The organism is Olivibacter sp. EAT-5, from assembly GCF_044784325.1.
GTDB classification, from domain to species: domain Bacteria; phylum Bacteroidota; class Bacteroidia; order Sphingobacteriales; family Sphingobacteriaceae; genus Olivibacter; species Olivibacter oleidegradans.
In genome coordinates this window covers 2,482,702-2,495,711 of sequence record NZ_CP173028.1, presented here as the reverse complement: position 1 = coordinate 2,495,711, position 13,010 = coordinate 2,482,702, and the positions used below count along the sequence as shown (strand labels likewise).

The 13,010-nt window shown below is 40.8% G+C and carries 10 protein-coding genes; 3 read left to right on the top strand and 7 right to left on the bottom strand.

Annotation, left to right across the window (positions count from 1 at the left end; translation table 11 throughout):
• Positions 1 to 2: 2 nt before the first annotated feature.
• The 3 genes from ACH11B_RS10235 to ACH11B_RS10225 form a co-directional block, all read right to left on the bottom strand.
• Positions 3 to 2,579 carry a glycerophosphoryl diester phosphodiesterase gene (locus ACH11B_RS10235; protein ID WP_377613535.1) on the bottom strand — a complete coding sequence of 859 codons (2,577 nt, stop codon included), beginning with the start codon at positions 2,577 to 2,579 and terminating at the stop codon, positions 3 to 5.
• Positions 2,580 to 2,609: 30 nt separating this feature from the next.
• Positions 2,610 to 4,109: a RagB/SusD family nutrient uptake outer membrane protein gene (locus ACH11B_RS10230; protein WP_377613536.1), complete on the bottom strand. Its 1,500-nt coding sequence runs from the start codon at positions 4,107 to 4,109 to the stop codon at positions 2,610 to 2,612.
• A gap of 223 nt (positions 4,110 to 4,332) precedes the next feature.
• On the bottom strand, positions 4,333 to 7,317 hold the full coding sequence (locus ACH11B_RS10225; RefSeq protein WP_377613537.1) for a SusC/RagA family TonB-linked outer membrane protein: 2,985 nt from the start codon (positions 7,315 to 7,317) through the stop codon (positions 4,333 to 4,335).
• A 225-nt stretch (positions 7,318 to 7,542) separates the two neighbouring features.
• On the opposite strand from ACH11B_RS10225, the gene ACH11B_RS10220 reads away from it, so the two are divergent.
• Together ACH11B_RS10220 and ACH11B_RS10215 are read left to right on the top strand one after the other, a co-directional pair.
• The gene (locus tag ACH11B_RS10220; protein ID WP_013665272.1) at positions 7,543 to 8,565 is read left to right on the top strand and encodes a GntR family transcriptional regulator; all 1,023 of its coding nucleotides are present in this window, start codon (positions 7,543 to 7,545) and stop codon (positions 8,563 to 8,565) included.
• Between the two features lie 142 nt (positions 8,566 to 8,707).
• Positions 8,708 to 8,872 (top strand): hypothetical protein, encoded by a 165-nt coding sequence (locus tag ACH11B_RS10215; RefSeq protein WP_377613538.1) that lies wholly within the window; start codon positions 8,708 to 8,710, stop codon positions 8,870 to 8,872.
• Between the two features lie 87 nt (positions 8,873 to 8,959).
• On the opposite strand, the gene ACH11B_RS10210 is transcribed toward ACH11B_RS10215, so the two are convergent.
• Positions 8,960 to 9,337 carry a hypothetical protein gene (locus tag ACH11B_RS10210; RefSeq protein ID WP_377613539.1) on the bottom strand — a complete coding sequence of 126 codons (378 nt, stop codon included), beginning with the start codon at positions 9,335 to 9,337 and terminating at the stop codon, positions 8,960 to 8,962.
• Entirely contained in the window at positions 9,334 to 9,702 is a 369-nt protein-coding gene (locus ACH11B_RS10205; protein ID WP_377613540.1) for a hypothetical protein, read from the bottom strand. Before ACH11B_RS10205 ends, ACH11B_RS10210 begins: the two co-directional genes overlap by 4 nt.
• Before the next feature lie 534 nt (positions 9,703 to 10,236).
• Between ACH11B_RS10205 and ACH11B_RS10200 the strand changes: the two genes are divergently transcribed.
• A complete protein-coding gene (locus tag ACH11B_RS10200) occupies positions 10,237 to 10,926 on the top strand; it encodes an RluA family pseudouridine synthase (RefSeq protein ID WP_377613541.1) in 690 nt (229 codons plus the stop codon).
• An 11-nt stretch (positions 10,927 to 10,937) separates the two neighbouring features.
• Here the strand turns inward: ACH11B_RS10200 and ACH11B_RS10195 are convergent, their stop codons facing one another.
• Together ACH11B_RS10195 and ACH11B_RS10190 are read right to left on the bottom strand one after the other, a co-directional pair.
• A complete protein-coding gene (locus ACH11B_RS10195) occupies positions 10,938 to 11,747 on the bottom strand; it encodes a helix-turn-helix domain-containing protein (protein WP_013665268.1) in 810 nt (269 codons plus the stop codon).
• Between the two features lie 171 nt (positions 11,748 to 11,918).
• Positions 11,919 to 12,593: a hypothetical protein gene (locus ACH11B_RS10190; protein ID WP_377613543.1), complete on the bottom strand. Its 675-nt coding sequence runs from the start codon at positions 12,591 to 12,593 to the stop codon at positions 11,919 to 11,921.
• Positions 12,594 to 13,010 lie beyond the last annotated feature (417 nt).

The window sequence follows — 13,010 nt, the reverse complement described above, 5'->3', positions numbered from 1 at the left end:
TGTCAATCAAGTTTTACTACTCTTAAACCATAGGCTGGAATGTGCATAGCTATCTTATTTTCTATCTGCGCCCTCTTGCGCAAAACCACCCCTGTTTGATCTAACAAAACCAGCTTTCCGGTTGGCTTCCCTAGCTTATGCTCATATAGGCCGTCGGTAGTCAACTCTATCTGTTGATCTTCTGTGCTGTTATTCATCAACACAACATAATAGGTATCGTTCGCGATACCTTTGGCGCAGAAATAGTCGATTTTCTCATTCGTTAACCGGATCGTTTTTTTTGGAAGATGTAGTTCCACCTCTTCATTAAACAAGCTGCCTGTTGCAAAGCCATAAGGCTGATGAGGGCCAACTTTAGGGGTTAGAAATCCTCTTGGAAAAGCAATCAGCTGATTTGTTCTTAAGGAAGCCTCCGAAAGGAGGTAATCCATGATCCATCCGATCTGCCACCAGGCATGATGCGGAAACGGTCCGGGTCCTGCATTCATCGTACTCCAATAGTAAGAAGCAACGTGACTAGCCGGATCAACAAATGCATCTCTTCCCCATGCCGCAGCACGTGCCATATCAATAAAAATTGAATCTTTCGTAAGTTCGAACATCCTCACAAACATACCCGCATGACTGGCCAATAAAATTGGACCGGAGACATTAGCAGAACCAAAGATTCCACCATGCTCAAAGCTTAAACCAACTTGACTAATTTGCCAGTCTTTCCACTCGGTCCCCTTAACATGCTTATTTGTCTTCGAGGGAATGGGGTGTGTATAAATAGAAGTTGTATACAAACGGGCCGTTTCGATAGCCGCATTTAGATAAGCTTCTTTTTTAGTGATGTCATACAAGTCAAGAAATGCCTGCGCTGTCTGGCCTGTTGCAAAATCCGGTGCAAAACGCACATCCCCGCAAACCCCCAAAAACGAACCTTTATTTACCGCTTCCTCCATCAACCAATCAGCGCCTTTTTTAGCACCTTCCAAGTATTTTTTGTCGCCCAGCAAACGATATGCAACCACTAATCCATAAAAAGTCGGTCGTCGGTCCGTCAATTCCTTAAACACCGGATGCGTTGTCTTACGATCATAAGCAACTTCCCATCGTCCATCCGCCTTTTGCCAATCCAACAACTTATCTCCGCCCGCCCGCAAGCGTTTTAACAGTTCCACGTCTTGCGGCTGATATAACAGTATATTTCCGAGATCAATCATTGTATAATAAGTCAGAGCGATGGGTTCCACGTAGTCGCCCCATTCTTCGGTAAAACGCTTGCCTTTCCACAAGTAATACTGGCCAATTGCAGCGCCCTGAAAAAAGCCGGTATCCTGCTGTTGCTGAACCAATTTAAAGTTGCGCGCATAAGGAAGTCGTTCTTTTTGAAGTACCATATCACCACTTAACTTGGCCGTCATCCACATAGCACCGTAGTCTGAATTTTTAACCGCATCGCGGTCAGATCCAGCGATGGGTCCCAAGTATGCTTGCGCGCCTATTTTTAATCCCTGGTAATCATAGGTGTTCCAAAGAGAAGTCGATTTATTCTTCAGATAGTCAACCATAGCACCAATGCGATGGGTGAGTGATTCATTCGTGTTTTTTAATGCTAGAAAATCTTTGAACCGATAAATATCATACACTGCGTGCTTATAAAGCGCAAACCAGTTATCCGTATTTAATGCATATCTAAATCGAAAAATGCGCTGCTCGCCCGCATGCATGTAGGAGCTATCTTCACCTAAAACGGGATGATATAAGGTAGGCGAAAGCTGCCCCGTACGGTTCATTAAAGACAAGCCCAAGCGCCATTTACGTTGCGTGATGGTATCCGACTCCCAAGGATCCCTTCCTGTCCCCGGTGCCGGTATTACTGCCAAACTTAGACCATTCAGCTGCTGCACGAGCGGAGCTAAGGTGCTAGCGACCCGCTCGCGCACAATAACCGGTTTAGCTGGTATACCCTGTCCGTAACCGTATGCTAGCATTAAATTTGGTTCCAATTTTTTTCCTTGGAAGTAACCCGGAAGGATCGCCCATTTTAAATGCTGCTCTTCTATCGGATACAGTGTTGGGCTCGCTATGGCATAATATCCAGCCTTTTTCGCCGTAAGGCGTATCTCCACCAAAATGTCTTTCGCCGAACTGTCTAACTGCCATAGTGACTCCAAGGAAAGTACATCCGTATCCTGCTTAAAGCGCAGTTTACCACCAACCCGATCAACTTTTTCAGGAAAAAACGAAATCGGATTACCCGCCGTATTTAAGGGAACTGGCTGAAGCGCCTCTTTCCACATCTTCAAATTATGCGGATAAGCTTTAAATAAATTAATTTGATAAGCCTGCCCATTAGGACTGCTTGTATCTGGTACATCTTTGCTGTACAATATCGTGTATTCGCCCAGCGTATTAACTACCGAATCGGCGTGCTGCCCATCTTTTAAAATAAGTTGATTCAACCGATAGCCCTGTGCTGTCTTCGTCCACTGCAACTTAAGATACTCATTTTCCAAATCTACATTAGATTGAGCAAAGCCGGTTAAACTTAGAAGAACCAAGCTGATACAAATAAATAGGCGATCATTCATAGGGATTTCTTTTTCTCAATTTGTCATCACTTAATTCCATTCAGGGTTTTGCACCAACTGATCATTAGCATTTATTTCATCCTGCGGAATGGGAAAATACCGATATTTCGCTTGCACGTTCCGTTGCGGATACACATCGTTTGTTGCTGTCGGGATAACCGTCATAAATTTACCGGTTCTTGTCAAATCATACCAGCGATCGCCTTCCGCAAAGAACTCCCATGCTCGCTCTTGTATTACCGCATCAATAAAACCTTCATTTCCTAAGCCAGGCGCTATCTCTTGCAGGCCAGCGCGCGTACGAACAGCATTTAAGTAAGAGTAAGCCAGCGCTGTTGGCCCATTTAATTTTGCTTCTGCCTCCGCTGCAATTAAATACACATCGGCCAAGCGCAAAATGGGAATATTCCGAATCGTTCCGGTTGTAGACACCGGATCCTGGTATTTTTTAATTAAAACTGCTTGCGGCGTAAAAGGCGAAATATTCCTTTGCGGAACCCATTTTCCATCCCTATTCAAGTAAGTAGTATCCAACAACCGCCTTCTTTGATCGCTCGGGTCAAAAGAATTGAAAAATGACATATACGCAAACATAGAACCGAAAGATGTACGGGCATATTCTACTCCCGCACTACCCGATGGACCGCAAAGTCCAACCAATTGGTGGCCATTTCCCGGCGAAATAGGATCGCATTCATAAGACCAGATCATTTCCTTTCGCGCATCTTCCTCCTTTGTATACGCGTATAAATCTACCACATTCGGTATGAGCGAATAAGTTCCCGAACTGATTACCAATTGTGCTTTTTCCAGTGCAGTCGACCAGTCTTCGTTATACAATGCCACTTTCGCATAAAGTGCATAAACAGCTTCCCGCGAGGGCCTTCCGGGCACTATCGACGGGTAGGAAGGTAAACCTGCGGCATACGCATTGTCCAAATCGCTGTATATCTGACTGTACACATCCGACACTGCGCTTTTAGGTGTATAAGCATCTGCCTCCGTTACACTAGGGTTAATCTTTATGGGAACTTCACCGAAGTTCTTTGTAAGCATCCAATGGTAAAATGCTCGCAAAAAATATGCTTCACCTAAAATTTGCTTTTTCCTATTTTCATCCATGGTAATTTCCGGCACCTTTGTAAGTACCCAGTTGGCCTGTTCAATACCACTGTAGCAGGAGGTCCAGATTTGCTGTGGCGATTCATTTAATCTGCCCTGACTTCGCTGAATCGTGTACGTTGGATCTAGCGTAAAAAGAGTCAGTGAATTTCGACCCACCACCGCACGCGGAAAAATCTGATCACTGCTCAGATCGGGCACTAAGGTTGCGGCCGGCCCCGAATACAAACCTCCCATGGCGCCGTAGGCTGCGAGAAGACCTTTCTCAGCATCCGAAGCTGTTTTGTAAAAAGTTTCAGTAATAATAGAAGAATAGACATCTTCCTCCATGCTGCAGGAAATATAGGTAGAAGTTATTATCAATACCGACAATAATTTCCAAAGTTTTTTATATTGAAAAGTTTTCATCTGTTTACATTTTTGTTTATTCATTATTGCATGTTTCTAAAGGCATTATTCATAAGTATTTATTTTCAATGGTATTCATGAGCTCGTTTACTCATTAAATTGGTATTCTAAGGTATTCGTGAGCTCACTTCGTTCGGTTCACTCGGTTCATGCTGCCTCTGGCGGTTTAATGGTTAGATGGAGCCTTCGTGTCGGGTTCATCTGCTTACTTTTTAGAGAGCACTTAAAAATTCACCTGAATACCCGCTATGAATGATCTGGCTTGCGGATAAACCAAATTATCAACCCCAATCTCCTTGTTTGAACCTGCAAAAGTGTTTACCTCCGGATCATAACCCGAATAATCAGTAATTGTAAAAAGATTATTGCCACTTACGTATATTCTCAGATCACGCAATACACCTTTTAGTCCTGACAATCTATATCCCAAAGTCACATTACGTAAGCGTAGGTAAGAACCATCTTCCATGGAGTAATCGCTTATCGGCAATCTTCCCCCTACGAAAGGACTGACATATTGATTGCTGTGATTCTCCGGTGTCCAACGATTCACCACCCCTTTAAATAGATTCCGTTGCCCGATGGGGTTTTCAAATGACAGTCTACTGATGTTATAAATATCATTGCCCTGTGTTCCCGATAAGAATACGCTCAAATCGAAGTTTTTATAGCTTAAATTGGTAGAGAAGCCATAAATAAATTTAGGATTAGGGTTTCCTGTAATGATTTGGTCATTCGAATTAATAATTCCATCATTGTTGATGTCCTTTACTTTATGCCCACCTACTCGGCCATCGTAGCCCGGAACAATCTCCTCTGCACTTTGGTTGATTCCATCAAAGACGTAGGTTTTAAAAACACCAAGTGGCTCACCCACTTTGAGCAGTGTATAATTTGTAATGAACCGCTCCTGTGTCACGCCGCCATCTAAATCCAGCACTTTATTTCTGTTTATCGTCACATTAGCCGCTACCGACCACTTGAAATCGCCCTCAAAAATTGTCGCATTCGCCGCCAGTTCTACTCCTTTATTCTCCAAGGATGCATAATTCCCCGTCATGGTAGGATATCCGGAAGATAAAGGAAGGGCCAGCACATATAGTAAATCGTCTGTACGTTTATGATAATAATCTCCTACAAACGATAGCCGATTGTTAAATAAGCTAAGATCCAGCCCAATATCCAATTGCTTCGATTTTTCCCAGCGTAAATTTGGGTTCGCAATACCCATCGGCCCGATCGCGGTAAGCCATGTATGATTCATATTATAGCCACCATTAGAAGCTACCGTTGCGAGCGACTGATAGGGTATAATACCCCCAGCATTTCCACTGATACCATAACTAGCGCGGAGTTTTAAATCAGATATCCCATTTATATCCTTTAGAAAAGGTTCTTCAATTACTCGCCAGGCGCCGGATATAGCGGGAAAAAAGCCGTATTTATTATTAGCTCCAAATTTGCTTGATCCATCCACACGTGCTGTAACATCCAAAAAGTATTTGTCTCTAAATCCGTAGTTAACCCGCCCCATATAAGAATCCAATCTTTGCGACGTTCTTTCGCTCAATACCATCCGGTTTAAAGCAAGCTGTAAAGCTTCATTTGCCGTCGCATCATTTGGAAAGCCCGTTGCGCTGATCCTGTTCATTTTATATTTTTCTGTTTGCGTAGCAAACAAACCCGTAAATTTCAAGGAATGATCTTCACCAATTTTAGTTGTATAGGTTAATAAACTCTCATGTAGCAAGTTAAGATAGTCGCGATTTTCCTTCGACCCCGAACCCGAATTCTCATTAATATCAGCAGCATTTAAAATAGACAAGGGAGAGTAGTTATCATATAAACGGTTCTCAATATCCGAATTAAAGGAGGCTCTGTAAACCAAACCCGGCAAAATCGTATATTCGCCAAATAAATTGATCAAGGTCCTTTTAATATTATTTCGCTGTAAGATTTCGGTGAAATTGAGCGGGTTTACTACCTCCCTATACCTGCCATTTCCTTGCTCGCCAAATGGAAATACTGAACCGTCGGGTTTATACGCCTGCAATACTGGTGGAGCACCAACAGCTGCTCCCAAAACACTTCCGGTTACCACCCCGCCACCATCTAATGTTTCGGCACCCGCATTAACACCATTATTCGTAGAATAACTACCTAAAATACTCGTTCCTATTTTCAGGCGATCACTAATTTTATGATCCACATTTAAGCGATACGAATAACGTGTGAAATCAGAATTCACAATAATTCCATCCTGCTTAAAATAATTTAAGGATAGCGATAACTGTGTTTTTTCGTTACCTCCATTTATAGCTAACTGTTGGTTATTAATAGGAGCACTTTGAAAAATTAGATCCTGCCAATCTACGCCCTCACCCAAAGATGCAGGATCTGGATAATAATTATCTTTAAACACCTCATTCTCTAATGTAGCAAATTCAGTCGCATTTAATAGATCAAGTTTTTTACCTACCTTCTGTATCCCATAGTAACTCTCCAGCGCAATGCGGGTAGCACCTTCTTTGCCTCTTTTTGTAGTAATCAGTACTACGCCATTCGCCGCCCGCGCACCATATATAGCAGAAGCCGAAGCATCCTTCAGTACCTCGACCGATTCAATATCATTCGGGTTAATCGTAGAAAGCGGACTGACATCATTAATACCCCCACTGTTTGAAATCTGTATTCCGTCTACAATATAAAGCGGTTCCGAATTACCATTGATGGAGTTCGTTCCCCGTATCCGTACACTCACATTTCCTCCCGGCGAGCCTGAATTTTGATTAATCTGAACACCTGAAACCCGCGATTGAAGTCCTTGCGCCACATTCACAACCGGCATCTGGGTCAGCTCATCAGCTTTTACGGAAGCAATAGAACCCGTCGTCTCGATTTTTCGTTGGGTACCATATCCCACTACCACAACCTCATTCAATAATTCCTTTTTTTCTTTCAACAGTACGTTAAGTAGTGTTCGATTTTCTTGAAACGTTTGGGTTTGCGTTTCGTAGCCGACCAACGAAAAGGTTAGAGTTCGGTCAGAGGGTTCTAATTCAAGTATGTACTTTCCCTTTGCGTCCGTTTTTGTTCGCTGTTGTTTCCCAGCCACCGATATAGTAACGCTAGGTAAGGGTTGTCCAGTTATTTCATCCGCAACTACACCTGAAATTGTTCGTTTTTGTTGCGCTGACACGGTTCCCATTCCGATTAGAGCGCAGAGAAAGATTAAAAAAAGCCTACACATGGTTTCATTAATTTAGTTTTAATTGGTATGGTCTGGTCTGGTAAGAAAACCACATCGCAATATTAGGAAATCAATTTCAAATTCCAAACATTTTTTTTAATTTCGCTTGCCAAAGTGTTTTTATAAACCAATTATCTTCAAGAAAACCTGGTTTGCTTTGGTAGGAATAACACCTTAACGTATATGGAAACTAAAAACCTGCAAGAGAACAGAGATTCTTCAGTGCAACGAATGAAATACCTACAGCTCGTCGACCATATATTGCAATTAATTGAAAGGAGTGAACTACAGTTAAACGAGCGCTTACCCTCACTTAAGCAATTTGAGCATCAGTTTGGTATCAGTAAGGAAACGGTTCTAAAAGGTTTGAACTATCTGCTCGAAAAAGGAATTATTGAGTCGGTTTACAGAAAGGGGTACTATGTGCGGAAAAAATCAGTTGATCACAGTTTTCGCGTTTTTCTCCTGCTTGATAAAATGAATCTTATGCGAGACAAATTTTATCATACGCTGTTTGAAGCCATTAAAGATAAAGCAGATATTGACGTTTATTTTCATCATCATAATTCCAAGGTTTTCGAAAAACTTATTACCGAAAACATTCACAGTTATACGCATTTTGTAATCGCGGCTTACCTTAAAGAGGATGTTTCTACCATATTAAATAGCATACCTGCTCCTAAAAGGATCTTGATAGATTTCGACCAAGCTCATCTTCAGGGAAATTATTCTTCCATTTATCAGGACTTCAAGTCTGATATTTACGATGCACTATCGGAAGTTGAAGCGCAGCTTGCAAAATATAAGCAGTTGATATTAATTGTGCCACCTGAAGCGTTTCATGCTCGTTTGGTCATCGAAGGTTTCTTGCAATTCTGCCAGGAGCATCAATATCCTTATATTATTCAACACGAGATTTCGTCTGCCAACTTTTATAGAGGCAATGTATACATAACCTTTAGCAGGTATGACACAGATGATGTAGCACTCATCAAACTTGCTCGCAGAAAAAAATATCGTCTAGGCGAGGATATTGGTTTAATTTCCTATAACGACACGGACGTCAAGGAAATCCTGGAAGGAGGCATTACTGTAATTTCATCTGATTTTGAGGCGATGGCAAAAAAAGTAGCAGAAACTATTGAAGGAAAAAAAATTATTAGACATCGTAATCCAACAAAGCTAATCTTAAGAAACTCTCTTTAATATAGGCCTATTTCGTGCGACGTAGTTCAAGAATAATTTTTCTCCATCGTATAACACCTCGCTTTTTTGAGAAATAATGCTCCAAAAGTGTTGATTGACAAACCGTTTCAAAAACCTACATTTGCTTACCTAGCGAAATGTGATGCTAACACTATTTTATATTTATATGCGATACCGAGGGGAGGTCACCATCGTGCTCCGGGAAGTAAAGGCGGAAGAAGTGAATAATTTAGTCAACGCGCTTAACTTATTAAGCGACAATGGAGAGGTTTTTTACAAAAAGGCCGTACCAGCAAGTATCAACTAGCTGTACCACAACGAATAACGCTAACCATCATGATAGAGCGAATTGCTTCGGCAATTCGCTTCAATTTATATTCGTTTACTTTTAATATTATAATTTTAAGCGTATATGCATACGTGTTAAGAGCCAGGCAAATCCAAGCATAAGAAAAGCCCATATCATCGAACCTCCTATCGCCAATAATTGACTGGATGTTTGCTTATAAAAAAAAGAGATCCCCCAACCCCAACAGACGAAATAAATGACATCCGGAGCCAAATAGGTTGTTAAGGAGTTTCTTCCTGCAAAACGAAATAAATTACCCCAGCGCGTACTATATCTTTTTATATCAACCAAAAAATATAAAAAAACATATATTAAAAGACTTATACCATTACAGACGAATGCCCAGCTTGGTGTCCCGCCAATCTTAGATAGAATAAAGGGAATATTGCCGTCAAGTATTACCTCAAATACCGAATTGATCATTTCGGGCCAAACCAGTACCCAAGGTAGACCGTATATTCAATATAACAAAAAATCCATAAACAAAGAGGTGATTTGTCCATCAATAGGAGGCAAGCTAAAGCAGCAACAAAATGTCCCCAACCTATTAATCCCTTATTCAGTCTAGAACGGATCGCATATGGCGCTGACACTCCCACTATAAATAAAAAGCCGGGAAACACCCAATCCGCCAGTTCCATTCCATCAACATTCACCTTTGTATGGAGCAACCAAGCAGGGACTCCCGGTTCGAACAAATCGTTCACAAACAACATCAGCAGCAACGTAAGACCACGCATGATATCAACTGACAAGATTCTTTCGGAAGCAACTTTCTTTACGTTCATATTGCTATGTATTAGCTTTAACGGAGTTGTTGATTTTTTGATGGTCTATAATTTTTCTTCTTTTTATTATTCCATTCCTTAGGCTGCCATTGATAGGTATTAAATCGATATGCAAAATTATAAAACAACTCAATCTGGATGTTCAGTGAGGTGCCAGATGTGTCCAGACACGGTTGTATCTATTCTGTTCTTCTCTTTAAACCCGATTAAAACCCACTCAGATCATCTCCAATCGGGTATTAATTCAGTGCCAAGGCCAAGTGAACCTAATTGATCGCCAAGAGAAATAATAAAGGCCGTATGTGATGGATACTGGCTTTGGGCAATGACACCAATAGGCAAAAAATGGAACAAAAGTAGGTATATTATGGTTCGCAGCAAGGCTTTTTAAATGACCCAATGAATATAGCAATATCTAGGGTATCAAGCAATTACAAGTTAATTTTTTTTTTCGTCTATGTTAGATTTCCCTTTCTTATATAGCCGAAATGATCTTTTTATTATCTTTGCATTGATATCGTGCGAATGCTGTTTATGCCTAAAATAGATCAACATATTCTTTACGAAGATGAGCACCTAGTTGCTATCAATAAACCATCCGGCTATTTGGTAGAGGCCTCTGCCAAAGAAAAAAGAGCATTGGAAGAAATGCTGAGTGCTTATTTAAGTGAGAAGCATCATAAGGACATACAAACACGCGCGGTCCATCGGCTTGATCGCAGGGTAAGTGGATTATTACTTTTTGCTAAGACGACTGTGGCTCTCGAAGGCATGATAGCGCTCTTTAAAGCCAGACTGGTTGAAAAGACTTATTGGGCTATTGTCGCGAATCCTCCTCTTATCCCATCTGACAAACTAGTTCATTGGCTGACGCGCGACAAAGAGCAGAACATCAGCTATACCCATAACGAACCCCAACCCAATAGTGTCAAAGCAGAATTGGCTTATCGCCTCTTAGAAAAAGCGGACGATTTCTTTTTAATTGAGGTATATCCCTTTACGGGTCGCACACATCAGATCAGAGCACAGTTAGCAGCCATCGGTTGTCCCATAGTTGGCGACTATAAATACGGCTTTCCACGCGAGAAGCCCAGAAGAGCTATCGCCCTGCATGCCAAGCGATTGCATTTTCCACATCCTATCGACCATCGATCGGTTTACTTGGAAGCGCCGATTCCCGACGCACAATTATGGAATAGCTTTAAGTATATTCTTTCTCTCTAGGCTAGGCGAACTTAATCAGAGCGTCTTTCTTGCGTACGATAGGTACTAGGCGAGACACCACAAAGTCTTTTAAATACCTTATTAAAATAAGAAGGATCTTTAAATCCAAGTTCAAAGTTGATCTCTTTTATGGAACGACGTGTAGTAGTAAGAAGCCGTTTTGCCTCCAGTAAGGTTCTTGCCAGCACAATATCATGTACAGAAGAACCCAACACCTGTCTGGCAATCTTATTTAAACGCCAAAGCGGCACATTCAGTTCTTTTGCATAGAAACTCGAATCCTTACGTTCTTTGTAATATAGCTCGACATTTCTTTTCAAATGCTTTATTAACGTCCATTCTTCTTTTAATAATCGGCTATCTCTACTTCTCATCTGAATGGCCTGTGGATAAACCCAAATTAAATTGATTAATTTTGCAATTAGAAAACCCAAAGATTCCTGCTTCCAATTTCGCTCCAATATTTCCCAAAGCGATTTAAAATCCAATAACTGTATATCATCCGGATCAAAAAAAACTTGAGGTATGAACAACCACTCCAATAAGATGTTCTTTCCCCTATTTTCTGTTGAATTAATCAGAAATTCTTCCGTAAAATGTAAAATATACCCTGTCTGCGGCAACTTAACAAACGATACTTTTTGGCCGGGCATCATATAAAATACTCGATTAGTTATGAGCTCATACTCCTCACAGTCGATCTTTAAAACACCTTTGCCCCCTGTTATCCAAAGAATTATATAGCATTCAGCATCAAGTATTAAAGCTTCTTTGATTCGATTGTGTCCCTGAATACGCGTTAGCCTTGGATTTAATGGCATAGATTGAAATTGTATTTAAATTTTTGTTAAAATAAAGGAAAAAACAATCATCATGCTAAAGAGTTTTAGAAATGGAGAATGGCTTACATAATGGACATCGGTGCTTGTCTGCCAAAAACGGCAATGTACTAATGACAGAGATCTGTAATGAATATATGGGAAGTAAACGTTTTACATAAGCATCTCATTAACGACCCGATATTCTAAAAATGTAATCCTATCACTATAGTAACTAACATCACTTTCCGCCTGATATACAAGTTCTTTCGATTGAGCCTCGTTCCAAACACCATGCAGGAGTGTAAGTGCTGTAAGTTCATTTATTGACATCATCTTCAGGCAGATGGCGGCCAGCAAGTTAACCCCTGACCGGGCATCTATCTGTAATCCAAATTGAATGGCTAGTTTTTGAGCAAGGATGATACCATCCCCATGGGCTAACTGTATCAAGCCTTCTTTCTCATCAGCTTGGGTAATATCCGAACGGAGCTTAGGCATAAAAAGCTCCCAATTTTTCTGCTTTAAGAAACCATGTTCACCCGCTCTTAGTTTATAAATCTCGGTTGAGGGACTGAAGGTCCGCAAATACGCTTCGATATCATCCAAGTATATGTTGTGATCATTATCAACGAAGAAATCGGAAATTCCTGTTTTATCATAGGATCCTAATTTCATATCGCCGTCCATAAAACGGCCTTTTCCCGGAGCGCGAATATATTTTCCGTAAACAACTCCACTTATCCCGCAACTTTGATAATGAATTTCCAATAGCAAACTATTGGCCTCGATGTCATCATGTACGTAAAAGGCGTTACCTTCATCAATAAGCAAATGTTTATCAGTCATTTTAATCATATTTCGGACTCGTATAAATCATTTAATTGGACAATTTAATAGATTAGATCAACCCTCTTCAGGAAAAATTTATACACAAAAAGCTTCTAAGGTACATAAACAGCAAATGTACTATATGAATGCTTCGCAAACGGGTGTTTTTATCACAAAAAAGGGTACTTTTTTCACGCTATTGCACACTAGCCGTTGCTCACTATAGTAAAACAGGGAATAAAGAAATTGCTTATCACAATATCATGACTGTGATTAATAGAAATATCAGACGTAATTTACATCACTAAGTGCTAATTAATAGCTGCGTTTCGTAAACAATTTCATCTCCAGAGATAGTATCAGGCTGTTGATCATTGCTTATACAAATAATATCGTGTTCTTGTTATCCGCTGTAAAACGGAATGTGCGATCAGA

Excerpts from the sequence above, each read along its gene's own strand:
- ACH11B_RS10190 (WP_377613543.1), bottom strand. The coding sequence starts at position 12,593 with ATGACTGATAAACATTTGCTTATTGATGAAGGTAACGCCTTTTACGTA.
- ACH11B_RS10210 (WP_377613539.1), bottom strand. The coding sequence starts at position 9,337 with ATGATCAATTCGGTATTTGAGGTAATACTTGACGGCAATATTCCCTTT.
- ACH11B_RS10195 (WP_013665268.1), bottom strand. The coding sequence starts at position 11,747 with ATGCCATTAAATCCAAGGCTAACGCGTATTCAGGGACACAATCGAATC.
- ACH11B_RS10220 (WP_013665272.1), top strand. The coding sequence starts at position 7,543 with ATGGAAACTAAAAACCTGCAAGAGAACAGAGATTCTTCAGTGCAACGA.
- ACH11B_RS10205 (WP_377613540.1), bottom strand. The coding sequence starts at position 9,702 with ATGAACGTAAAGAAAGTTGCTTCCGAAAGAATCTTGTCAGTTGATATC.
- ACH11B_RS10230 (WP_377613536.1), bottom strand. The coding sequence starts at position 4,109 with ATGAAAACTTTTCAATATAAAAAACTTTGGAAATTATTGTCGGTATTG.
- ACH11B_RS10215 (WP_377613538.1), top strand. The coding sequence starts at position 8,708 with ATGCTAACACTATTTTATATTTATATGCGATACCGAGGGGAGGTCACC.
- ACH11B_RS10225 (WP_377613537.1), bottom strand. The coding sequence starts at position 7,317 with ATGGGAACCGTGTCAGCGCAACAAAAACGAACAATTTCAGGTGTAGTT.
- ACH11B_RS10235 (WP_377613535.1), bottom strand. The coding sequence starts at position 2,579 with ATGAATGATCGCCTATTTATTTGTATCAGCTTGGTTCTTCTAAGTTTA.
- ACH11B_RS10200 (WP_377613541.1), top strand. The coding sequence starts at position 10,237 with ATGCCTAAAATAGATCAACATATTCTTTACGAAGATGAGCACCTAGTT.